Raw genomic sequence first — 23,006 nt, 5'->3', positions numbered from 1 at the left:
ATGAGAAAATTGATTGTCAGAAGGCTTTTAGACATAGCCCTGCGGCGTCAAAGTACTCATTCGCCTGTAAATTTGTGATAAAAATGAATAATATATTCAGGCTGTCAGGGTGAATAAAATACCTTTTCATTTGTAGCGTATATAACGCGCTTCATTTCCGCCCCCGGTACTTTAGCCAGGCAGTAATCAGGTCTTTTTAATACCGTTTGCTTGTTGGAGAGGGGTTCACTCTGACGATGTTGTCTGCATGTTTTAAGGAAATGAATGATCAAAATTTAAAATTGCCGTTCATGGATATAGGTCAGAGGTGATGCACCAGGTTGCGGGATGGCGTCAGTACTGAGCAGACTTCAGCGATGCTACACAGACAGTATATGAGTCAGCACCTGATGTCATACTGACGGCCTCCGGTTAAACGTGACGGCCGGATTGAGAAATGAGCGATTGAAGAGCGCGAAAAATCTTAAACTTAATCTGATGTTCATCCTGTTAAGTGGCTGAAACACGCAGCTAACGCGTTGCGCGTACAGATAAATACATTCCCCACTGGAACGAATAACCTGCCACCTGCTGGCCTTTCCTTAAGTCAAATCCGCGCCCCGACGCCATGATCGGGTTACACCTCAGTCATTGATAGTACCAGCGAAAACTGGAGTAAACATAACGCGCGTTATCGTAACCTTAGAACTCTACATTTTTCATTCAAAAACAGTAACTTCTCCTCTGATTACAGTTCGCCTATGCTGGCTGCTCATTAAATTTCACTTCAGAAGGATCTGTTATGTTTGTTGTGCCCGCATCCTACAGTGCAGAGGCTGTTCAGTGCCTGTATGAAGTTATCGGCATACTCAACCTGAACGGCGTACGCTGCCACGTTATCTTTGACAGTCAGGCATCGCGCGCCGCAGTGATCAAGGCGGACGCAACAGAGGAACATGGCGAAATGCGCCATCCTGTGCTGGCCGTGCTGGAAATGGAACGCGTAACGAGTATCAACACCATACTGCGCATCAAATCGTTCTGGACCGATTCCGAGGGCGCTCAATCAGGTGTGGAGCCAGGCACGCTGGCAAAAGCATTGTATAAAGCGCTGACAACAAAGAAACATATCACGCTGGTGGGATTGTAGGCATTCTGAAGCCCGTGAAGTACGGGCTGTAACAGTCAGGTATTGAGAGAGATACACGCCGGGGATGAGCATAATAATTCCACAGGTGCACAAGAGTGCTTAATGCTGATCCGCGCATCCTGACCGATCGGGCGTTCGATGGCAGTGTGAAGATTCCGCTTTATTATTGACGTGTTGATACTGCTCTGTGTGAAGACACAGAGAATGCCTTGCTGAAGTCCCGGATGCGTTCCTCACGTCCCACGGCAAGGGCAAACAGCATGCCACCCACAATTGAGAACAGCCCCAGAACACCCCATGCCAGCGTCATATCACTACCGCCACCCAGATGCTTGAGGTATCCGGCAACAAGGGGGCCGCCAGACTGTCCAATGAAGTTGCTGCATGCGCCGACAAAAGCCACCGCAGGGACTGCTTTCTTTGTCGGGAGAATTTCAGTCAGCCTGACGTAAACCAGCGGCACCAGCATCTTCATTGTCAGGCCGACAAACATGAACAATCCTATCTGAGCCCAGTAATATGACAGCGGCACAAAAGCGGCTGCCAGTAATGCCACACCACAGAGGACGGTAGGAATAGCGGCATGCAGTCGTCGCTCCTGGTTGTACTTATCTGAACGCCGGGTGATGTACCAGATGCCCAGCATCGTCATCAGGAATGGCATCCCACTGATGAGACCGACCATAAATTCACTGAGCGTGCCATACCCTTTGAGAGCTGTCGGCAGCCAGAGCGTAAAACCGTAAGCGAGCATGCTATGCAGGGAGTAGCCGATCAGCATCAGCCAGAGGGCTGGTATTTTGAGAATGGTCCACCAGGGATCGGATTTCTCATTCCTGTAGTTTGACTGCTCAGCGGCCAGGTCTTTCTGGATATAATCCCGATCTTCGGCACTCAGCCAGCTAGCGGCCTGAATACTTTTGGGTACCAGATAAAACCAGATGATGCAGAACAGCCAGGCCGGTGCACCTTCAATCACCATCATCATGCGCCAGTTATGATGTGCAAGGATCCAGCCAGATATCGGACCGGCCAGAAACGCGCCCGCACCCAGGCTAAGATTCCAGATTCCGAATGCCCGCCCCCTTTCAGGCTTCATAAACCACTGGGCCAGGAACATGGCCGTGGCGGCCTGAATTGGACCTTCAGCGATGCCCAGTAAGAAACGGATCGCTACCAGTTCACCGAAGTTACGCGTCAGGCCGGTAAGCATTGCGCAGGCCCCAAACAGAAACAGGCTGATACCTGGTATTTTCCGTGATCCAAAACGAAGAGCCAGCCATCCTGCGGTAAACTGCGTGGCGACGTAACCCCAGGCAAAGGCACCGCCAAGCCAGCCGGCTTTAACAGGACTCAGGCCCATTTCAGCTGTTATATGGGGCAGCGCCATGCCTATATTCACCCGATCAAAAAATGAAATGGTATACATGATGAATACAGCAGGTAATATGATTGTCCAGCGTTTATTTCCGATAAGCGCATTACCCTTGAGAGTTTTCTCACTCATGATAACTTCCTCATTTAACACTGTGGCAGGGGGAAGAAATACTGATTGCAAATCCATCTGAATATCAGTCAAAATGTTTTATTCATTACCCGTAGGATGTAACGGAGAAATGAGCGATCTGAAAGCAAAAGGCGCGGATAAACAGGCCGGGCGCCAGGGTTAATGAGTGGTTCGAAATGCCTGATATTTCTCAAAATTTCCAGTGCATATCTAATCCAAAAATAATATCTGAATGCCGATAATTCAATGGATGGCTGATATACCTACAAGAAGATGTTGTGCCTGAATCAAAGCCAGCCCTTCAACCCGAAATTATTAACAATGCTACCGTTAGCCAGTTCAATAACGCCCTCTCCTCTCAGATTCAGATAAATTTATTCTTCCTGAGGCGTCAGGTTAATTAAGAGATTGATATTTTTCCGCAGCCCCTCGGCTTAACGAGGGGCGCATTGACATTAAACATACCGTAATGTAAGCGAAAACTTATTCAGCCAGCGCCCGCATCTCTTTAATAAGGTCTGATTTGCCTTCGAATCCGATACCCGGCAGTTCCGGCATAATAATATGGCCATCTTCAACTTTCACCGAGTCAGGGAAACCGCCGTAAGGCTGGAAAAGATCGGGATAGCTTTCGTTACCACCCAGACCGAGGCCGGCGGCGATATTCAGGGACATCTGATGGCCGCCATGAGGTATGCAGCGTGACGGTGACCAGCCAAACTGCTCCAGCACATCCAGTGTGCGCAGATACTCAACCAGCCCATAGGAGAGCGCGCAGTCAAATTGCAGATAGTCGCGATCCGGACGCATACCGCCATAACGCAGCAGGTTTCGCGCGTCCTGATGTGAAAAGAGGTTTTCGCCCGTTGCCATTGCGCCTGGATAGAACTCTGACAGGGCTGCCTGCAGAGAATAATCGAGCGGATCGCCAACCTCTTCGTACCAAAAGAGCGGATATTCACGCAGCATTTTTGCGTAGGCAATACCGGTTTCCAGATCAAAGCGACCATTAGCATCAACAGCGAGGCGCGCTTCGCTGCCGATTTCTTCCAGTACAGCCTCAATACGGCGGCGGTCTTCGTCCAGAGAGGCACCACCGATTTTCATTTTCACAACGTTATAGCCGCGGTTCAGGTAGCCGCGCATTTCCTGTCGCAGTGCGCCAAGGTCTTTACCCGGATAGTAGTAACCCCCAGCCGCATAGACGAAGACGCGCGGATTAGCCTCAACGCCCTTCATTTCGGCCAGCAGGCGGAACAGCGGCTTGTTTGCAATTTTTGCCGTTGCATCCCAGATGGCCATGTCCAGGGTTCCCACTGCAACTGAACGCTCGCCATGACCGCCAGGCTTTTCGTTGCTCATCATCACAGCCCAGACTTTATGCGGATCCAGGTTGTTACCTTTGGCATTCAGCAGGCTTTCGGGATCGGCTTCCAGGATGCGGTCACGGAAGCGTTCCCGGATGAGGCCACCCTGGCCATAACGGCCGTTAGAGTTAAATCCGTATCCCACTACACGGTGCCCGTCGACTTCTACATCTGTCACAACGGCGACAAGGCTTGTCGTCATCTTGCTGAAATCGATGTACGCGTTACGAATAGGAGAAGCAATGGGTTTGGTAATTTCTACAACATCAAGGATGCGCATGATCTCTCCGGTAGTTCTCAGTCAAAGACTGTATTACTAAAATACCTACGCAATCGGTTATGTCATGCCATCTGTTTATCGGCATTCATCGGCACAATGAAGTAGCGTAGTGTTAAGGGACCTGATTGTTCTGTCTGCTATTATCCTAAGCAGTACATGGGTTCCGTTCTAATGCCAAAGAGGCAGCCTGTAATGCAAAATCGGCATCACCTGGAGTTAACCTGGCTTGAAGACTGTATTGCGCTGGCGCAATCACTCAATTTTTCCCGTGCGGCAGCTTCACGATATGTGACACAGCCTGCATTCAGCCGCAGAATCGTCTCGCTAGAAGAGTGGCTTGGCACGCCAATTTTTGAAAGAAATCGTCGGGGCGTCAGCCTGACCCGCGCTGGAGAGGTTTTCGTCAGGCAGGTGCCGGAACTTATTCGTGCACTTTATACACTGAGGAGTGAATCTATCGAGGCCGCAGGAGAAGCCCGGCCGGATGTTATTTTTTCCGCCACGCACGCGCTGTCATTTTCTTTTTTTCCGGCACTGATGCGGAACAACGAAAAAATTGCCCGCTTCGGATCATTTCGCCTGCTGTCTGACACATTAAGTGCCTGCGAGCGCATGATTGAGAAAGGTGACGCGCAATTTCTGCTTTCTTATTACCATCCTCATATGCACATCCATCTCGATCAGTCGAAATATCTCAGCGTCCGGCTTGGACAGGAAATTTTACAGCCGTATTCACGATGCGATCCGACAACGCGTGAGCCTCTATTACATGCGTCAGGCGGTAAGAAGTTTCCTTTCCTCTCCTATTCTGCAGAGTCCGGCCTGGGCCGCATCCTGTCTAATACCTCACAGGTTAACCGGGCCAGACGCGGAATGGATATTGCTTTCACGGCCGATCTTGCTGCCACATTACTCGCCATGGTTAAAGCCGGAGATGGCGTTGCCTGGCTGCCGGAAACACTGGCAGCGCCGGATGTTGATGCTGGCTCGATTGCCGTAGCAGCTAATAAGGAGAGCGCACTCTGGATACCCATAGAGATCCGGCTGTTCAGACCCGCAGCGAGGATGTCTCGGGCGGTAGAAGCGTTGTGGGAAATTTTCTTAGATGGCCAAATCTGAGCGGAAAACCATTTTGCGCTAATCGCTACGACATCTGAAATGAATAAAGCGAGAACACATCAGAACCACAAGCTGACGCTCTAAGTGGCCTGACAAGCAGAGTAGCACAAACTACCCATATCAATATAAACACCGCTTGCCTTCATGCGACCGACCGGAGATTAACTAGCTTGCGCTGCGGTTTCCCGGTTTTCACGCATGACATCGACTGGGTAAGACGTCCCAGGCACTATAAGCAGGTAATCGGGATAACCGATGATGGGAATGAAATCGGGTATTAAATCAAGTGGGTTAAACAGTATAGGCTGCGACAGTCAACGCCAGCACTTCAGCGAGCATCGGCGTGCGGAGATCACGGGCGGCAAGCCATACCGCGTGCAGTCCCGTTTGATGTCTCACACCCATTGTCTGGTGTCAGCAATAAGTTTGATACTCACTAACAGGCATTAACTTATTGAGACGTGCTTACTTTACGCTTCCGCACAGTTGCTCTCTGACAGGCACAAGCTTCGTGCTGAAACTAAGCGCCGTTCTCTGTCACTCAACAACGTTCAGTGCATTAGCATCCCAGGCTTTCATCGCGGTTGATACCGCCGAATCGAGTTCATTGCCGGTTGCGCCATCACGGGCTTCAGTCGACAGGCCGATCTCAAAACTGTGAAGGGTCGTGGCCAGCGCGCGCACGTCGGTATCGGAAGCCAGGAGTCCCGCCTCTTTCGCTCTTGTGACACATCGCAAAAATCCCGCCCTGGTCCGATCGCGCTGCGCTGCCAGAATCTCACGGATGTGCTCATTCGCTGGCGAACAGGTATTAACGGATAGCGCAATCAGGCAACCACTGGGATGCCCCTGTTCTGTCTGCATTTTTGCAGAACGACGCAACGCCAGTTCAATAGCGTCACGGGGTTCAAGCGTGTCATCCCATAGGCAATCGTTAACCTGACCAAAAGTCGTCATATAACAATCGACAACCTCCTCAAACAGCGCTTCTTTTGAACCAAACGCGGCGTAAAAACTTGGGGCGGTGATGCCGTTGCCGAGGTTTGACTTGAGCATGGCAAGCGAAGTGGACTCGTAACCATGCCGCCAGAAAAGGGTCATCGCCTGACGAATTGCCTCTTCCCGGTCAAATGTCCGTGGGCGTCCCATCTGAGCCATATCCGCTCCTTTTTCGCTTATCGTATATAAATACTAATCGATACATATATACTTGACAAGCCTCAGTGTGCCCTATACTTTCTGATATATACCGATCGGTATATATATTGTAAAACCCGTTATCCGGAGGGTTTCGCAATTTTTAGTCGTTACAAACTAAAAAAGGGGCCAACGTGCACGCCAATACAGTATCCAGTGAGACCACAACACAACGGGGTCTGCCACTGGCTTCCCTGCTGGCATTTGCCATGACAGGCTTTATTGCCATCCTGACCGAGACCCTTCCGGCGGGTTTACTTCCGGAAATTGGAATGGGTCTTGACGTATCTCAGGTGATGGCGGGTCAGCTGGTCAGCATTTATGCGCTGGGTTCGCTACTCGCGGCAATCCCTCTGACGGTTCTGACCAGTGGCTGGCGTCGTAAAAAGGTACTATTACTCGCCGTAGGTACCTTCCTGATTTTCAACACTATTACCACCCTTTCGTTCAGTTACTGGCTGACGATGGCAGCCCGATTCATGTCGGGTGTGGCTGCAGGACTTGCATGGGGAATTCTGGCGGGCTATGCCCGCCGCCTCGTTCCTGCTGAAATGCAGGGCCGCGCTCTCGCTATTGCTATGGTTGGAATACCGGTTGCCCTGTCCCTTGGAACCCCGGCTGGCGCATGGCTTGGCAGCACGATGGGATGGAGAGTCCCCTTTGGTATCATGGCAGCATTGGCAGTCATTCTGTTCATCTGGACATGGGTGGCGGTTCCTGACCTGCCGGGACAGCAGGCCGACCGCCGACTACCGGTATGGCAAGTTTTCCAGATGCCCGGAGTCAGACCTGTTCTGGCGGTTATCTTTCTATGGATGACGGCACACAATATTCTTTATACATTCATCGGACCGTTCCTGCAGTTGTCGGGGCTGACCGGAAATGTCGGGCTTATCCTGCTGATTTTTGGCATTGCGGCACTTATTGGCATCTGGATAACCGGGATGCTGGTGGATCGCCATCTGCGCAATCTGGTTCTGCTCAGTCTGGCGGCACTGGCGGCGGTTTCTGTGGCACTGGCCGCAGGCATGCGGGAACAGATTGTGGTCTTTCTGGCCGTCATCGTATGGGGATGGTCGTTTGGCGGCGCGTCAACTCAGATGCAGACGGCTGCCGCTGATGCGGCAGGCAATCATGTCGATGTCGTTCAGGCAATGGTGACAACTGCCTGGAATCTGGCTATCGCAAGCGGCGGCGTCATTGGTGGTCTGCTTCTCAATAATGCCGGTGCGGTATCTTTCCCATGGGCGCTACTGATCTTTATGGCTGTTGCGTTGATTATCGCCTGGTGCGCGAAAAAGCATGCTTTCAGGCCCGGTGCAAGAGAACCTTTAGTAAAATAGTAACTTCCAGGGACGTCCGGAACGGACGCCCCGTTTTGGCACCAACCGCCTGCTTTGGATATCTAAAAGAGACCTCAGTTATTTAAGTCGTCCATTTGGGCACTCTTTAAACAGAACTATCGGATTCGTTGCTTCCCGAAATATTCTTTTGTTTTTTGTCTGGAAGACAAGCCATTGAGATAATGCCAGTGAGTACGATGAGTGAACTCATGCCTGCAAAAGCAACCATCAGACTCGCAGCGGCGGCCAGTCCGGAAAGGAGACCAGAAAGTGCTTCAGCAGTATTAGCCAGGGTAGAAAACGTGCCGAATGTCTTGCCTGTGTTCTCTGCAAAAGACCAGGACTGTATGAGTGTCACCAGAAAAATATCAACGAATGCACCACTCATACCAAGGACGAATGCTACCGGCAGCAGAGCCTCGAGCGAATAGAGGGCAATAAATGACATTAAAACCAGTAAAATTCCGTAAAAGAACCAATTGCGCATAACATTCAATGGTGAAATATTTATGGCAAACCGTCCGTAAATGAGCCCCCCGGTAATTGTGCCTGCAGCCATTAGAGAAAATATCCAGCTGGTAAATATCTCCCCATTCCCCTGACTGACAGCTACAGCGGGAATAATAAAACGAAGTAATGATCCGGTAAAGAGAATGCAAACAGATGAACCAAAAATAGCAATAAATAAGCCAGGAGCTTCCTGAAATAAACTTTTAATGCAGGATAGACTCTCCTGATATACTTTTTTCAATCTGAACGCCGACGTTTTATTCTGTGAATTTTCTGAAAACGTACAAAGTATAACAATTGAAATTGCATACGTTAATGTATTGAACATCAGCACCCAGGGCTTGTCTGCCAATGAGAGTATAACTGAACATTTGATGCGCCAATTGTCTGCCATCCAGCCACCAGCGGTGGCCGAAAAATAGAAAAGGAATAAAACGAAAAAAATAGACGCAGCCGGCAAGAAGATAATTATTATGCGTGTTCTCGAGCACAATAAACACAAAAACGACCTCATATACATAATCGCCCAACTTCGAGATGAAAAGAGAAGCGAGTAACGTGCGGAAATCTTTAATTTTCAGCCAGTTCATTGAAGTCTATTCCAATATTAAAATCTGAAGCACCTGGCGCAGACACACCCTCTGCAAATTCGATTATGCTAACGTCCCTGAGCATGTAATGTGAGTTTATGTGGCCAATAAACGACGAAGCAAAGCTGAGTGCTATGCCCATACCAATACACATATGCATGCCCGTGCCGAATGATAGTGGCTTTTCTTTTCGCCCCGCAATAAAACGGAATGGGTTATCGAAAACTTTTTCATCGAAGTTAGCCAGCGCCGTGTAAAACATGACCCTGTCACCTTCTTTAAGGTTCTGGCCTCGGAAAATCAGGTCCTGCGCTATTACTCTACCTACAGAAAGAACGGGACTGTATAAGCGAGAAGCTTCTACAACGATATCCCGAACATTGACTGTATTCACCTTCAGGTTGAAGTGAGAAATGGCCCAGAGCGCAGCGACAATGAGTGGCATAACGCTGTCGACTTTATCAGCCCCATAACCTCATTGATTACTAATCTGTACGGCAACGCTCTGGCCCCTCTTACAGAGAAGCCTCTAAACTAAAAGACATTATTCAATTTGTTAATATTGAAGCGCCGCCTGTTAACTCACAGCAAAATATTTCTCCCTGATATTATTACGTTTTTTAGTTAAAAACCTACTGCCCAAGCTGCGTGGTGTAATTAGCGGGCACCCAGCGATAAGCGTTACCTTCATGCTGCACATGGCCCAGGCCAGGGAAGGCGATATGCGCCGCTGCCACCCAGTAGCCCTGATCTGCAGCCTGTTTCAGTACCCTTTCACGTGTAGTGATAGCCTGTTTCTGATCGACATCAAAATGGATGGCCACTTCAGGATCGGGCATTTGCACCGCTTTGGCATGGATAATATCTCCCCACAACACCAGGGTCTGACCTTCACTCTCTACGCGATAAAGTACGCTGCCCGGCGTGTGGCCGGCTGTCGACTCTGCACGGATTCCCCCCGGTAATGTGGCTGGTGCCATAAACGTTTTAAGCAGGCCAGCATTGATGACCGGGCGAAGAGTCCTTTCAGATTCTGCAAAGGTATGGGCCTGACTGGTCTCTACCCTGCTGACGTTAGCCGGATTAAGCCAGAAATCGACATCCCGTTTATCCACGAACACTTCGGCCTTTGGAAAAGCAGGCTTGCCCGCGCGTGAAACACCGCCTGAATGATCGGCATGAATATGGGTTAAGAGTACGGCATCGATCGACTCTGCCGGATAGCCAGCGGCGGCCAGGTTAGTCAGCAGATGTCCGCCATTGTGTCCAAAAAGCTCACCGGCCCCGGTGTCGATTAAAATGCGCTTTTTACCATCATCGATAACGAAGGCATTGATTGATGTTTCGGCCTGTGGCGTCATCGAATCTCTGGCCATTGCCTGTTTTAGTTTTTCAGGCGAAATGTTAGTAAGTAATTTATTCAGGGGAACGGTCACCGTGCCGTCCGAAACTGCGGTAATGCGTAATTTCCCCAATGTCATCCGGTAATAACCCGGAGCTTGCTGATCCCGTGCAGAGGTCTGTTCGGCAGCATAGACCGGACTGAACGCGATAAGAGAAGCCACCAGCATCAGTAAAATTTTCATAAATATCTCTCCAGAAAGTTTCATCACAACGTGGTGGGCAGTATCATTACGCAACCTGTATCACTCAAATTGATTAAACTGATGCTCACTATCAGAGAAAATGATTTTCATCGAATCGACCTGAATTTACTGACGGTGTTGTTGGTTCTGAAGCGGGAAGGCAGCGTGTCGCGTGCGGCAGAAAAGCTGCATCTGGGTCAGCCAGCAGTCAGTAATGCACTGGCCCGATTGCGGCTAATGTTCAGCGATCCACTGTTTGTGCGCACGGCGAAAGGCATGGAGCCTACCCCGCGTGCTGAAGCGCTGATCGCTGAGCTGGGCCCGTTAATGGCACAGATGCAGAACGTATTGTTTCAGCCAGCATCCTTCACGCCTTCTGAGGCGACACATGTTTTTCGGCTGGGGATGAGCGACTGGGTTGAACGCTGGCTGATGCCGGGACTATATGCGCGCATCACACGCACCGCTCCCGGCGTGACTCTTCAGGTTACGGCCAGCGATCCCTTCCGGGATGCGGAGCTGGTCGCGCGCGGAGAGATCGATCTTGCCATTTTGGTTGGCGAGAGCACACCCGCCACGCTCCAGCGCGAGAAAATTGTGTCACACAACTTTTGTACGTTGTGGCACCCGGAACAGCTTTCGTTGCGTGCACCGTTGACGCTGGAGGATTATGTGGCGCATGACCATCTGCTGGTTTCCTATCGCGGGGCGAACTGGAGCTCCATCGATGACCAGCTTGCGGCATCAGGAAAGGCCCGTTCGATTCGCTACGTGACGCCGCATTTTTCCTCTCTGCCTCCGCTGCTGGCGCGCGCACCCGCGTTAGCCACCGTTCCCGCCGGGCTGTCGGATGAGTGGGTGACGCATTACGGCTTATGCTGTAGCCCGGTACCCATTGAAACACCGGAAATAGCCCTGTCACTGCTCTGGCATAAACGGCTTGATAACGATTTGTCACTGCGCTGGCTCAGGGAAGAACTGCGTAGCGTGATGACAGAACGAACCTGAATAAATTACGGCCTAATTATTTGCTCAATAATCCATTCGCGAAATATTTCCATCGACTGGGTCATCTTTCTGGCTCTCTGCCAAGTTAACCAGTACCCATCATGACCAGAATAAATATTAAATGGTCTGGCGAGCAAACCTTGCTTTATTTCCGTTTGAAACATGACATCAGGTGCCAGTGCCAGGCCGCCAGTGATCATCACAGCATCAATAATAAGGCGTGAAGAATCGAATACAGGTCCATTAATTCTGAATGGGGAAATACCCGCCGCAGCAAACCAGTTATCCCACTCTTCAAGACGGTAAGAACGTAATAACGTCTCGCCGGATATATCGCCAGGTTTTGTCAGTCTCTTCGCCGTTTCAGGCCGGCATAACAGGGTCAGCGGCGCATCCAGCAATAGCTGGTTATGCGATGACGCCCATTTACCCGAACCGTATCTTATAGCAAAATCCACTCCCTCTCCGGCAATGCTTACGACATTGTTGTTCGTCTGAATACTCAGTTCGATAGCGGGATGTCTCTGCTGAAAATCTTCAATTTTTGGTAAAAGCCAGCCCAGCGCAAAGGTGCCCACACAGGATATCGTCAGTGCCTCCCTGACTTTACCTCCTTCAAACTGACGATAAGCCTTCTCAATACGATGAAATTCTTCTGAAATTTTTGAGAATAGCAACCGCGCCTCATCGGTCAACTCCAGGCCCCGGGAAAGCCTTTTGAACAAAATCACCCCTAATTTCTCTTCCAGCAGCCTGACCTGCTGACTGACCGCAGCCTGAGAGACAAAGAGTTCCATGCCTGCCCTGGTAAAGTTGAGGTGGCGGGCAGATGCTTCAAATGCACGCAGCGCATTGAGTGGGATATCACTTTTCAAATCAGCCCCCAGAAAAACTTATGACTGGCATCAATTTATACCGTTTTTTCTTACAAGGAAATTGATTTATTTTGGGGCAAATAATTTAAGGGATGCATTTTTTCTGCGTGACTTAAAAGACCCCATGATTTTACTAATGCCAGAATAAGGTAATGCAAGATGATAAACTTTAAAGGAAGCCTGACCGGCATGTTACTGATGGCCGCAACAGGTTGTTCAGTGTCAGCCCATGCTGCTTTTGACCAGCTAACGCTAAAGAGCCAGTTTGAGACACTGGAAAATAAATCTGGTGGCAGACTCGGCGTTACGGTCGTTGACACATCCGATGGTTCTGAATATTCATGGCGGGGCAATGAAAGATTCCCGCTGTGCAGCACAAGTAAAGTAATGGCAGTAGCAGCGATATTAAAGAAAAATGAAAGTGACCATAGTTTGCTTGATAAGAAAATTCATATAAATAAAAGCGACATGGTTAATTATAATCCCATCACCCAAAAACATATCGGCTCATCAATGACTGTTGCTGAACTGAGTGCTGCGGCGTTGCAATACAGCGATAATGCCGCGATGAATAAATTACTTGCGTATCTGGGTGGCCCGCAACAGGCTACGCATTTTGCCCGAACAATCGGCGATAAGGCTTTTCGCCTGGACAGAAAGGAACCAGAACTCAATACAGCAATCCCGGATGATGTGCGTGACACTACGACTCCTTCAGCGATGGCTGACACGCTTAATAAGCTTGTTCTCGGCACCGCCCTCAAAGGAGAGCAGCGAGCCAAACTGTCAGAATGGATGAAGGGCAATACAACAGGTGCAAACAGTATTAAAGCAGGCCTGCCGGCTGACTGGATAGTGGCTGATAAAACCGGCAGTGGTGACTATGGCACAACTAATGATATTGCCGTCATGTGGCCGAAGGATCAGGCACCCATCATCCTGACGACCTACTTCACCCAGAAGGACAAAGACGCGGTCGCGCGCAAAGACGTACTGGCCAGTGCGGCAAAACTAGTTGTGGACGCAATCAGTAAATAATTAGCTTCAGCTTCAGATAATCGGCTCAGAGTGGGCCGATTATCTGGCTTTCGCCCCGCTAACCCGCGCACCAGCGAAATACCACTTCAACTCAAAAACTCAGTACCTCGCCCGGCTACTGCTCAGGTGCGGAAAAAAGGCAGGCGACGGCAAGGCTTCCGGGGCAGTTGGCTCAGCGTTCAGCATGCGCAAAAATGACTCAGCCCAGTGATGGCTGTTCTGCATATGCAGTCCCTTCATCAGACGGGCATGCAGAGACCGCCGTTCGTGTAACGGCATCTGCAATGCGCGATGTACCGCACTGGCCATTGCATCAGGATCATAAGGATTGACGATGATGGCACCCTCCATCTGCCCGGCTGCACCGGCAAACTGCGAGAGGATAAGCACCCCGGGATTTTTCGGGTCCTGTAAGGCGATATACATTTTGGCCATCAGGCTCATGCCTGCCATCAACGGCGTCACCAGCGCAACGCGTGAGGCACGATAGATACCGGCCTGCTCTTCCCGGCTGTAACCATGAGTCAGATAGTTCACCGGATACCAGTTCATTGTGCCATGCACGCCATTAAGTTCCCCGCACAGTGCTTCCAGAGCGTGACCGAGTTCTGACGCATCATGTGCGTGTCCGGCTGCCGGAGGCGCCAGCTGCAACAGCGTGATATTTTTCTGGTAGCAATCATATTTTCGCAGCAGCACCTCCAGGGTGCTGATTCGGTAAGGCAGCCCTGAGCTCTCATCAAGATGGCCGCCGCTTAGCACGGTATTATCGGGCAGGGTTTCGCGGCACTGCATTTCCATGTAAGCACAGCTGTTGCTATCACGCAGAGACTGGACATCGTCAAGGTCAATTCCGACAGGAAACACACCCACCCTGATAATCCGGCCATGAACACGAAAGCTTTGCGCCTCCAGCCGTTCTATACGGAATTCGCTCTCCAGCCAGACAAGGAAGTTATTCATATCCTGCACGGTCTGAAAGCCAATCAGATCACAACATAACAGTGAGTCAGTGAACCAGCGCCATTCGGGTATGGTTTCAAACATTCTGCCAGCCGGGAAAGGCTGATGCAGAAAAATACCCACTAAGTTGGTCAATCCTTCTTCACGGATATAGGTGGCACAGCCTAGCAGATGGTAATCCTGAATCCAGATAACATCGTCGGGTGTGGCATTTTCGCAGATGGCGCGCGCATAGGCTTTATTGATGTTTTTATATTCCTGATAGCCGCTTGTAGAAAAACGGGCCATGTCCGGACGCTGATGAAAAACAGGCCAGAGCCCTTTGTGAATATAATTGTGGTACCCCTCATTAAGCTCGCCAGGCGTATACGGGAAGGTCACGGTTTCATACTGACCCATCTGCTGCACGGCGTAGGGTCTTGACGCATCCGGAGGCATCACCCTGCTTTTACCATCCCAGCTAATCCAGACGCCTCCCTGACGGGAAAGGATGCCGTCATAAATTGCAGTAAGCGTCGAACGTTGACATTGATTATGCGAAACAAGAATAAGGCCTGACATGCTGTATTCCTTAAGAACCCGCTGCGGAGAGGCACCAGTGCCTGGCAGCGAGCCGCTATTAATAGGAGGTCGGAGAATAAACTGGAGAAAACCACTCATGAATGTACACCCCGTCCACTTATTGCCTGCAGACGCTTTTTGCAAAATTGGGTTGTGACTGCCATCGTGTAACGTTGTCACGTAAACGCCCGGTGCCGTTAATTAAACCGAACGGCCTGTAAAAAAGGCGTAAAAAGAGTCTGATGAAGTGTAAAAACGCTGCAAATCACGCGCCCGATATAGCATTAGCGGACAGCGATGGCGCAAAAAGTCAGTGAGTTGAAGACAGGGAATATACGCGGGTATAAATAAGGCGGGTTGGCCCGGTTCCGCTCACCCTCAAAGCTGGTTTGATAAATGCGTGGCCGGGCCGTTTTATTGCGGAAACAGAGAACCTAAAAATCTCTTTGTTAATTCAGAGCTGAGCGCTCATTGTCTGGAAAGATACGCCGTTAAAAAATTTTACCTCCCCGACTTTTTTAAATCCCCTTTTCTCATAAAAAGGGACGGCAAGGAGTGAAGACCGTACGCTAATTTCTGAACGCAGTTCGGGAATCGCCTGCTGCCAGAGAGCCCTCGCTACCCCTTTACGCTGAAATTTCGGATGTACAAAAAGGTATTTAACTAAATTGCCTTCGAAAAGGGTGAGTACGCCTGTCACTTCACCTCTTTCCACGGCAATCAGCCAGAGATAGTCATCTGAAACAATCAACGGCTGAAGCACATCGGGCTTTGTGCTGTCGATGAACCATTGCGGACAGGGCTCTGTCTCTGAAAAATTACATTGCACAGACACAAGCTGTATCAGCTCACTGATGCCTGCCGCATCAGACTCCAACGCCGTTCTGATTTCCATTCTTTTGTCATTCCCCCTGATTTGGTTAAGGCAAGGGGATGAGGTTTGCCATTTGAAAAGCCATCCACTCCCCTTTTCCGCTGAATCCCGGTCCGTGGACCCGCGTCCTGATGATTAAAGCACCGTGACTTTGCCCTGGAATATCACCGGACCGGACGGCCCGCTGAGCGTAGATCCCCCCACCGGCTCCAGACTTACCGCCAGTACCGTCTGATTATCTAACTCGCCAGGCGGTAAGCGGAAAACATTACTGTCGCTATGATTGATCAATCCCAGAGATTGTGGTGGAGCACTGCCCCTGATCAGCCAGAGCTGCAGGTTTTTATTCTCTGGCAGCGTGATGTTCAGCGCCGAAACCTGAAGGAGTGAAGCTGACTTATCCAGATTCACCACAAACTGTGCATCGGGCTGTGCGCCGCTGAGTACCGCAATCGGCTGCAGGGATTGTGGGGCATCAGGCTTGTTTAAATGGGTGAAAATGAGGATGCCAGCCATTGCCGCCGCCAGGCCCCAGCCGAGCCAGAAGCCAGGATGCCTGTGGATTGATATCGTGCCAGAGAAGCCTGCATTCCGGCCAAGATCCTGCTCAATCTGCTGCCAGACCGCAGAAGACGGGATAACGGCGTGAGTGAGCAGGTCAATGCCGCTGAACGCTTTCTGCCAGTGCAGCACCTCTGCAGCAAATAATGAATCGTCATTGAGGCGTTTATCCAGCCGATGACGTGTCACATCGTCGGTAAGGCCAAGCACATATTCGGCCGCAGTGAGATCATGTTGTTCCTGACCAGTCATAAGCCTATGCACTCCCGAAGATGGGTTAACGCGCGACGGATCCAGCTTTTCACCGTCCCTTCCGGCTGACTCATGGAGAGCGCAATCTCACTCTGTGACAGGCCACGATAATAGGCGAGCGAAATACTTTGTCGCTGTTCGGAAGGTAAGTGCGCCATACAGTGCTGAAGGCGACGCGCTTCCGCATGGCTCGCATCGGCAGGAAGTGGCGTCTGGAAACCCGCTTCCGCTTCGCTGACCTCCTCCAAGGAACAGCTTCTGTTTTCATGTTTACGGAGGAAATCAATCGCCCGATTTCTGGCAATGTGGCTGAGCCAGATATGCGGCTCACTGCGCTTATCGTCGTAATAGTTAGCCGACTGCCAGATTTGAATAAACGTATCGTGCAGGATCTCTTCTGCCCAGTCCCGGCGTCTCACCATCCGCAGGATGATCCCATAGAGTCGGGGCGACAGAACGCGATAAAGCTGCTCAAGAGCAGCTTTATCACCGACGGCTATCTGGTTCATTAAACCGGCCTGAATATGGGGCACATTTTTTGTCATCGGCTTCCCTGTGAAAGATGTAGCCACGCGATAAGTGGCTACACACAGTATAGGTAACGCTTTACGGCATCAGCACGGTATCAATAACGTCAATCACACCGTTACTCTGGTTCACATCATACGTGGTGATACTGGCAATATTGCCCTGAGCATCTTTAAGCTGAATGTTGTGTGGGCCGTTTGCCATTACCCACAATGATTCGCCATTGACCGTTTTCAGCTCGGCTTTACCGCCACCCGCTTTGATTTTTTTCTCCAGCGCTTTCATGTCCAGTTTTCCTGCGACAACGTGATAGGTCAGGACACTGGTGAGTTTTTGTTTGTTCTCTGGCTTAAGTAGGGAGTCGACGGTGCCCTTAGGCAATTTATCAAAGGCGGCATTGGTGGGCGCGAAAACGGTAAATGGCCCCTTTCCTTCAAGTGTCTGGACCAGACCGGCGGCTTTAACAGCCGCGACCAGCGTGGTGTGGTCTTTCGAGTTAACAGCATTCTCAACAATATTTTTCGATGGGTACATGGCGGCACCGCCGACCATCACCGTGTCGCTGTCCATGCTCGCCGCGTAAGTGGCGCCACTGAAGACTAATGCAGAAAAAATCAGAGTTGGCAGGAATGGTTTCATTTTCACTTCCCTCATTGAGTTAACGGACAGGGCGAGAGCGCCCTTATCTGTTAATACGAATGAGCAGCGAAAACGGATGCAAAAAATTTTAATTTTTTTTAGCTGGGGGGGTTCAGGCTGAGGCGATATGCAATAAGCCCACCAGAGGTGGGCTTATCATAACGAGTCCATACTGCGTCAACGTCTGCTTTTCACGCACAGCAGACAGCCATCATTACTGGCAAGAAATAGCTCCCGGTCATACATTTCAGTAATGTAAAAACCTATGACCCGGACAGCTCAGATGCTCTCCACCCACGTCTTTCGCCGTGAGCTACACGCATGAACTTAAATGCGAAAAGCATTCACTGCTTCACGTAAAGCGTGTGCCTGGGCTGAAAGCGACTGTGATGCGGAAGAGGATTCCTCAACCAGCGCGGCGTTATTCTGCGTGACGCCATCCATCTCGTTTACCGCAATGCTGACCTGTGAAATGCCCTGCATCTGTTCAGCTGAGGCGAGTGAGATGTTATCCATCGCGACGGCAAGTTTTCCAACCATCGCATTGATATCAAGAATGCTCTTGCCGGTGCCGGTTGCCACGACAACACCACTTTCGACCTGCGCCACAGCCTCTTCAATCAGATGTTTAATATCTCTGGCTGCCGTTGCACTGCGTTGCGCCAGCGTCCTGACTTCACCCGCGACAACGGCGAAACCCCGGCCCTGTTCGCCCGCTCGCGCTGCTTCGACTGCCGCGTTAAGCGCCAGAATGTTGGTCTGAAATGCAATTCCTTCGATAACGGAGGTAATATCCCGGACTTTCACCGCGCTTTTTGAAATATCATTCATCGTCTCTGACATGCGCTGCATATCGTGTTCACCCGAACGCGCCAGCGCAGCGGTTTCGCGAGCCGAATCCGCTGTCTGCTGCGCGCCCGCTGCATTGCTTTTCACTGTAACCGTGAGCTGTTCAATACTGGCGGCGGTTTCCTGCAAAGCGGCGGCCTGCTGCTCTGTACGGGAAGAGAGTTCGGTATTGCCCTGAGAAATTTCATCAGCTGCCATGGCGACCGAAGCGGAAGAATCTTTAATCTGCGAGACCAGGTCACGCAGATTGCTCTGCATGCTATCCAGAGAAGCCATCATGCTGACGGTATCTCCCTGACGAAGGGTGACCTTTGTCGTCAGATCGCCCGCCGCAATCGCAGCGGCCAGGCCCTGCGCATGCGAAGGTTCGCCACCCAGCTGAGTCTTGATCCAGCGGGTGATCAGCCCACTCATCACAAATCCCATCACAACAAACAGGGTGGTCAGGCCAGCCAGCGTCATATAAACACCGGAGAGCGCCTGCGTGGACGTTTCCGCCGTTTTACTCGTTACCCTCGCCTGATAATCAACCATCTCATCCACTGCATTGCGGTAGTGCGAAAGCGCAGGGATCAGTTCACCACGGAGTTTTTCCGGGAACGGAGTGGCGTTCTGCATAAACAGGTTTTGCTCTGCCTGATGAAGCGGACCCGCTGCCACTTCGATTTTATTTAATTGCGTGGAAGCTTCTTCTACTTCAGCAATATTGATCCCCGGAATGCTTTTGGCACCGTTGATCAGTTCCCGGAAATGCGCAGTGGTATTATCACTGTTGGTCTGCAACGCAGAGAACTGGGTTTTTATAGTGGCCTCTGCCTGAGGCTGAGTGTCTGAAGCCACGGACAGTAAAAGGACAGTTTGCTGAGTTAAATTATCTTTTAGCGTCTGCAAGGCCTGGAGATCGCCCAGCCGCGCGCGCGTCAATTCCTGCTGATCGCTGGCCGTATTGAGTTTAAATCCGGCAAATCCTGTCACAAAAACGCCCGTTAAGATGACAGTAAGGAATGCCGCAGTGAGCATGACGCTTAATTTTATTTTTTTGTTCCGATACATAGGAGACCCCGATGTTTGAATTAATAGGTTATCACCGACGTTCCGCTTCTATGGCTCGCTGGTACTGGATCTGTTATCGGCAGCGAGGAAAGAAATTACAGTAATGAAAGGGGTAAGAAGCGATGATTCCTGGGCTGAGTAAAAGGGTAAATCCCTGACGGATGCCATTAAGGCAGTGAGTGTGATTCTCGTAACTTGTCGCCTGAATGCGGATAAAACTATTCCAGCTTCGCTTGTGGCACCACGGATTTAACAGACTCTTCAGCGTAATTTGAGATGACTGACAATAGAAGTGTCCTCGTGGTGAGAACGGAATCTCAGGCCGCAGATATTTTATTAAGGGTGGAGAAAGGCGTAGCCATCAGGTGCATGCGTTTGCAGCTGGAGACGAACAGATAATAAGGCACCTTGCTTTCCGTGATTACCTCAGAGAAAACAGAGATATCGCAGCAACCTATGCTGAGATAAAGCGTGAAGCAGCATCACTCTGTAACAACGATGCTCAACGCTACAGCGCGCTCAAAGCGAACTTTATAGCGCATCATCTACAGCTCGCACTGATTGACCTGAAACGATAGGTACTGAGCAGGACAGGATATATCCTCCTCACCCCCGTTTTTGATTCCATTCATCCTGACTCAGGGTAAACAGCATGCTTGCGGGCGCATTTTCCACATCATAAATATCCCGGATATGCCGGAGGCCGGCATTAATCAGAACCTTTTGTGAAGCCAGATGATTTGCTCTTACGACTGCAGAAATCTCAGCCAGTTTTACTTCTTCGAATCCATAACTAACCGCATAGTTCGCAAATTCCGTCGCCAGTCCTTTCCCCCAGGATTCCGGAGAGAAACGATATCCCAGATTATTGATCGTGATATCGGCAAAGCTTCTGATGCTCAATCCCCCAAAACCGATGATTCTATCTGGATTATCCTGAAGCGAGATAGCCCAACTGCCGAAGCCATTCAATTCCCAGTGACGGATAGAGCGCGATAGCACTTCCCGTGAATGATGGATATCCGGATGTGGGCCCGCGGGATTAAACGTATTCGTCGCAGGGTCGCCGTAGATCCTGTAAAGATCATCGGCATCTGATGGGGTGACTGGCCGAAGAAACAACCGCATAGTGTCTTGCTGCAAAATAAACGCTCTCAGATTAAGAAACGAGTGATCCTGTTTTTATAACGGGAAACGGTGCGGGAAACTATGTAAATCTCTCACCTCATCAGTCTGTTCAGTCAGGCTTGATCTCTTTAATAAGCGCTTCACGCTGATTGTGGATGTTGCCGACTTTGGCTGTAACAGGATGCCAGGTAAAGTCCTTTTCCGGCAATGCGGCTTCATGTGCAATTTCCTGAGCACGTTCTGACGTGGTTCCGGCACTGAGCCATTCGCGTACAGCATCCGCACTTAAAACCAGCGGGCGTCGGTCATGGATATCAACCATGCCTTTATTGCTCGCTGCCGTTACGATAACAAAACCCTCATGCCCATGATCCTTACCATAAGGAGCGTTGCCGATAGCGGCGAAGAACAGCGGTTCTTTCTCTTTGTGGTAGATAAAGTAAGGCTGTTTTTTGTCGCCCTCTCGCTTCCATTCATACCAGCCATTGGCAGGAACAATGGCGCGACCATGCTCCCACAGCGGTTTGAACATGCGTCCCGTCGCAGCGGTTTCACCACGCGCATTGATAAGCGGTTGTTTGTCCCACCACTCCGGACCGTAACCCCAGTAAACTGTATCAAAGTGCAGTTCATTATCCCGCTCATTGAGCAAGAGCACTTTGGTGCCTGGCGCTACGTTAAAGCGGTCTATCGGCTCCGGATCATAAATAATTTCATCGGGCTTCAGCCCCAGGGATTCAAAGTAATCATCTCTGCTGCTGTACTGCGCAAACCGTCCACACATGGGGACCTCCTCTCATAAGGATAGCGCAGCGTTGAACGAGTTAAATAAATCTAAAAAAATTGTTCTTCTGGCTGAAGATATCGTGATTTTTGACGAGAACATAATTAATGAATATGAATAAACTGGAGCAGTAATGAAGGGAATTATTTTAAGTCTGGCTATGGCATCACTGATGGCTGCCTCGTTTACAGCTGATGCGCGCGGCCATCGTGGTGGGGGTGGGCATAGAAGCTACAGCCATAGTTTTAGTTCAGCTTACTCATCACAAACAACGACACCCAGAATCAAGAAGAGATATTCCAGCAGCAAGCGAACGGCCAGATATGCTACTGCGGGCGTGGCGGGTTATGGCGCATACCAGGCCCATAACTACACGTCATCCTACGTGCGTGAGAAGGGCCGTCAGGCCGCAAGAAAACCCTCAACGAACAGCTATGACAACCAGTATCCAAATCAGCCCCAGGCTCAGCCAGTTAGCCAGAATATGGCACCGACATGTTCACCCTTATCTATGGTAAGCCAGCCGGGCTATACAAACCTGCCTGTATGCCTGGGCAGTGTTAATTGATTTCAAGCCTTGTAGCGATGAAACGACGATGAATTGATATTTTTCAGGAAGACACATTTTACAGAATGCCACTTACCGCACCCCGGAGAGGTCATATTTTAGTGACTTCGTAGGGACACGAACCTTTAATAATATGAGATATAACTCATGACCATAGTTTTTATACCTGCCCTCATCCCATTACTGATGAGAATTGAGAATGAGAAAGGAAGCCCGCTTACTGAGCAGGAAGTCAGTAGCATCCGTGACAATGCCACAACTATCGAAGTGCCGCGTGATGTTGCTCTCGCCATGGCTGAATGCCGCGGTTACTTCGATATCAACCCTGAAAGTTGCTGGGCTGAATGGAGCTTGTACCGGAGTAAGACTTTGCTGTCTGTTGCTGACAACGGATAACTGCATCGCGGTGCACATCTGCACCTCATGTTTTAGCAGCCGGTATCTGACGGCATAGCTTCAGAGATCGACATACTGTTAGCATCAGTTCTGGCTGGCTCATGGGCTACTACATATAGCCATACCGTGTAAAAGTAGTCAGGAAAATATTTTTTAACTGTGTTTGTTGTCATGAGCCGCAGAGAGGAAATTCCTGAAGCTGCAGAACGTTGCATGCAACAGAAAGGGTTTTATCAGACACCGGTTTAGCTTATTGTCGGTCTGACTTGAAAATTTTATGAAAATTAAGAAGCAATTATTT

General features: G+C 50.2%; 22 protein-coding genes and 1 pseudogene. 7 read left to right on the top strand and 16 right to left on the bottom strand.

The window, feature by feature from the left end:
- Positions 1–781 precede the first annotated feature (781 nt).
- A complete protein-coding gene (locus ACX8ZY_RS20120) occupies positions 782–1,129 on the top strand; it encodes a hypothetical protein (protein WP_158132351.1) in 348 nt (115 codons plus the stop codon).
- Between the two features lie 163 nt (positions 1,130–1,292).
- Here ACX8ZY_RS20120 and ACX8ZY_RS20115 read toward each other — a convergent pair whose 3' ends face one another.
- Positions 1,293–2,636 carry an MFS transporter gene (locus ACX8ZY_RS20115; RefSeq protein WP_459261360.1) on the bottom strand — a complete coding sequence of 448 codons (1,344 nt, stop codon included), beginning with the start codon at positions 2,634–2,636 and terminating at the stop codon, positions 1,293–1,295.
- A gap of 483 nt (positions 2,637–3,119) precedes the next feature.
- On the bottom strand, positions 3,120–4,283 hold the full coding sequence (locus ACX8ZY_RS20110) for a mandelate racemase/muconate lactonizing enzyme family protein (RefSeq protein ID WP_158132353.1): 1,164 nt from the start codon (positions 4,281–4,283) through the stop codon (positions 3,120–3,122).
- Positions 4,284–4,475: 192 nt separating this feature from the next.
- Here ACX8ZY_RS20110 and ACX8ZY_RS20105 point away from each other — a divergent pair, with 192 nt between their 5' ends.
- Positions 4,476–5,402, top strand: coding sequence for a LysR family transcriptional regulator (locus ACX8ZY_RS20105; protein WP_158132354.1), 927 nt, complete (start codon positions 4,476–4,478; stop codon positions 5,400–5,402).
- A 161-nt stretch (positions 5,403–5,563) separates the two neighbouring features.
- On the opposite strand, the gene ACX8ZY_RS20100 is transcribed toward ACX8ZY_RS20105, so the two are convergent.
- Positions 5,564–5,668, bottom strand: coding sequence for a hypothetical protein (locus ACX8ZY_RS20100; protein WP_228312790.1), 105 nt, complete (start codon positions 5,666–5,668; stop codon positions 5,564–5,566).
- A 271-nt stretch (positions 5,669–5,939) separates the two neighbouring features.
- On the bottom strand, positions 5,940–6,560 hold the full coding sequence (locus ACX8ZY_RS20095; protein WP_158132355.1) for a TetR/AcrR family transcriptional regulator: 621 nt from the start codon (positions 6,558–6,560) through the stop codon (positions 5,940–5,942).
- A 173-nt stretch (positions 6,561–6,733) separates the two neighbouring features.
- On the opposite strand from ACX8ZY_RS20095, the gene ACX8ZY_RS20090 reads away from it, so the two are divergent.
- The gene (locus tag ACX8ZY_RS20090) at positions 6,734–7,942 is read left to right on the top strand and encodes an MFS transporter (protein ID WP_158132356.1); all 1,209 of its coding nucleotides are present in this window, start codon (positions 6,734–6,736) and stop codon (positions 7,940–7,942) included.
- 106 nt (positions 7,943–8,048) lie between these two features.
- On the opposite strand, the gene ACX8ZY_RS20085 is transcribed toward ACX8ZY_RS20090, so the two are convergent.
- The 3 genes from ACX8ZY_RS20085 to ACX8ZY_RS20075 all read right to left on the bottom strand — a co-directional run bounded on the left by ACX8ZY_RS20085 (position 8,049) and on the right by ACX8ZY_RS20075 (position 10,628).
- The gene (locus tag ACX8ZY_RS20085) at positions 8,049–8,846 is read right to left on the bottom strand and encodes an MFS transporter (RefSeq protein ID WP_425021039.1); all 798 of its coding nucleotides are present in this window, start codon (positions 8,844–8,846) and stop codon (positions 8,049–8,051) included.
- A gap of 176 nt (positions 8,847–9,022) precedes the next feature.
- Positions 9,023–9,487 carry a cytochrome P450 gene (locus ACX8ZY_RS20080; RefSeq protein WP_229518700.1) on the bottom strand — a complete coding sequence of 155 codons (465 nt, stop codon included), beginning with the start codon at positions 9,485–9,487 and terminating at the stop codon, positions 9,023–9,025.
- Positions 9,488–9,674: 187 nt separating this feature from the next.
- On the bottom strand, positions 9,675–10,628 hold the full coding sequence (locus ACX8ZY_RS20075) for an MBL fold metallo-hydrolase (protein WP_425021040.1): 954 nt from the start codon (positions 10,626–10,628) through the stop codon (positions 9,675–9,677).
- Positions 10,629–10,709: 81 nt separating this feature from the next.
- Here ACX8ZY_RS20075 and ACX8ZY_RS20070 point away from each other — a divergent pair, with 81 nt between their 5' ends.
- Positions 10,710–11,636: a LysR family transcriptional regulator gene (locus ACX8ZY_RS20070; RefSeq protein ID WP_425021041.1), complete on the top strand. Its 927-nt coding sequence runs from the start codon at positions 10,710–10,712 to the stop codon at positions 11,634–11,636.
- A gap of 5 nt (positions 11,637–11,641) precedes the next feature.
- On the opposite strand, the gene ACX8ZY_RS20065 is transcribed toward ACX8ZY_RS20070, so the two are convergent.
- Positions 11,642–12,511: a LysR substrate-binding domain-containing protein gene (locus ACX8ZY_RS20065; protein ID WP_010670421.1), complete on the bottom strand. Its 870-nt coding sequence runs from the start codon at positions 12,509–12,511 to the stop codon at positions 11,642–11,644.
- Positions 12,512–12,709: 198 nt separating this feature from the next.
- Between ACX8ZY_RS20065 and bla the strand changes: the two genes are divergently transcribed.
- A complete protein-coding gene (bla, locus tag ACX8ZY_RS20060) occupies positions 12,710–13,549 on the top strand; it encodes a class A beta-lactamase (RefSeq protein WP_425021081.1) in 840 nt (279 codons plus the stop codon).
- Between the two features lie 99 nt (positions 13,550–13,648).
- On the opposite strand, the gene ACX8ZY_RS20055 is transcribed toward bla, so the two are convergent.
- The 6 genes from ACX8ZY_RS20055 to ACX8ZY_RS20030 all read right to left on the bottom strand — a co-directional run bounded on the left by ACX8ZY_RS20055 (position 13,649) and on the right by ACX8ZY_RS20030 (position 19,829).
- On the bottom strand, positions 13,649–15,073 hold the full coding sequence (locus tag ACX8ZY_RS20055; RefSeq protein WP_425021043.1) for an alpha,alpha-trehalose-phosphate synthase (UDP-forming): 1,425 nt from the start codon (positions 15,071–15,073) through the stop codon (positions 13,649–13,651).
- Positions 15,074–15,527: 454 nt separating this feature from the next.
- A complete protein-coding gene (locus ACX8ZY_RS20050; protein ID WP_191924124.1) occupies positions 15,528–15,968 on the bottom strand; it encodes a GNAT family N-acetyltransferase in 441 nt (146 codons plus the stop codon).
- Positions 15,969–16,082: 114 nt separating this feature from the next.
- Entirely contained in the window at positions 16,083–16,760 is a 678-nt protein-coding gene (locus ACX8ZY_RS20045; protein WP_346551567.1) for an anti-sigma factor, read from the bottom strand.
- Positions 16,757–17,305: a sigma-70 family RNA polymerase sigma factor gene (locus ACX8ZY_RS20040; protein WP_421665478.1), complete on the bottom strand. Its 549-nt coding sequence runs from the start codon at positions 17,303–17,305 to the stop codon at positions 16,757–16,759. Before ACX8ZY_RS20040 ends, ACX8ZY_RS20045 begins: the two co-directional genes overlap by 4 nt.
- Before the next feature lie 61 nt (positions 17,306–17,366).
- Positions 17,367–17,927: a fasciclin domain-containing protein gene (locus ACX8ZY_RS20035; protein WP_060679269.1), complete on the bottom strand. Its 561-nt coding sequence runs from the start codon at positions 17,925–17,927 to the stop codon at positions 17,367–17,369.
- Between the two features lie 327 nt (positions 17,928–18,254).
- A complete protein-coding gene (locus ACX8ZY_RS20030) occupies positions 18,255–19,829 on the bottom strand; it encodes a methyl-accepting chemotaxis protein (RefSeq protein ID WP_425021044.1) in 1,575 nt (524 codons plus the stop codon).
- 299 nt (positions 19,830–20,128) lie between these two features.
- Between ACX8ZY_RS20030 and ACX8ZY_RS20025 the strand changes: the two are divergent.
- Positions 20,129–20,407, top strand: a pseudogene (locus ACX8ZY_RS20025) (GrpB family protein); the annotation flags it as partial.
- A 28-nt stretch (positions 20,408–20,435) separates the two neighbouring features.
- On the opposite strand, the gene ACX8ZY_RS20020 reads toward ACX8ZY_RS20025, so the two are convergent.
- Together ACX8ZY_RS20020 and ACX8ZY_RS20015 are read right to left on the bottom strand one after the other, a co-directional pair.
- Entirely contained in the window at positions 20,436–20,957 is a 522-nt protein-coding gene (locus ACX8ZY_RS20020) for a GNAT family N-acetyltransferase (protein ID WP_425021045.1), read from the bottom strand.
- A 109-nt stretch (positions 20,958–21,066) separates the two neighbouring features.
- On the bottom strand, positions 21,067–21,741 hold the full coding sequence (locus tag ACX8ZY_RS20015) for an SOS response-associated peptidase family protein (protein ID WP_425021046.1): 675 nt from the start codon (positions 21,739–21,741) through the stop codon (positions 21,067–21,069).
- 133 nt (positions 21,742–21,874) lie between these two features.
- Between ACX8ZY_RS20015 and ACX8ZY_RS20010 the strand changes: the two genes are divergently transcribed.
- A complete protein-coding gene (locus tag ACX8ZY_RS20010) occupies positions 21,875–22,309 on the top strand; it encodes a hypothetical protein (RefSeq protein ID WP_122459766.1) in 435 nt (144 codons plus the stop codon).
- Positions 22,310–23,006 lie beyond the last annotated feature (697 nt).

Source organism: Pantoea sp. XAF26B01_ASV70, from assembly GCF_054512635.1.
Note: the sequence above shows the minus strand (reverse complement) of the source record. Positions and strands in the feature narration are given on the sequence as shown.